This is a genomic window from Bradyrhizobium cosmicum, from assembly GCF_032290525.1.
GTDB classification, from domain to species: Bacteria; Pseudomonadota; Alphaproteobacteria; order Rhizobiales; family Xanthobacteraceae; genus Bradyrhizobium; species Bradyrhizobium cosmicum_A.
On record NZ_JASXTA010000117.1, the window covers coordinates 1 to 320 of the forward strand.

Annotated in this window: 1 protein-coding gene; it reads left to right on the forward strand. The window is 57.8% G+C overall.

Translation table 11 applies throughout. The features are described 5' to 3' along the window. Positions 1-320, forward strand: a 320-nt coding sequence (locus QSV46_RS39300; protein WP_314964034.1) for an extracellular solute-binding protein, incomplete at both ends; no start/stop codon positions are given.

A 320-nucleotide genomic window follows, 5' to 3' on the forward strand; every position in this document is an offset into this window, starting at 1 on the left:
GGGTGGGTCTCGACCGGGCCAACTTCGGTGATGCCGGAAAGTTTGACTGCGGAGTGCCGTTCCAAATCAATTCCACAATCATCGCCTACGACAAGGACAAGCTGCCGAACGGCCCGAAAACCATCGCCGATCTGTTTGACACCAAGAAATTTCCCGGAAAGCGCGGATTGTGGAAGAGTGCCGCGCCCAATCTCGAATGGGCGCTGATCGCCGACGGCGTGCCGGCCAAGGACGTCTATAAGGTCCTCAATACGCCAGAAGGCGTCGATCGCGCCTTCAAGAAGCTCGACACGATCAAGAAGGACGTCGTCTGGTGGACG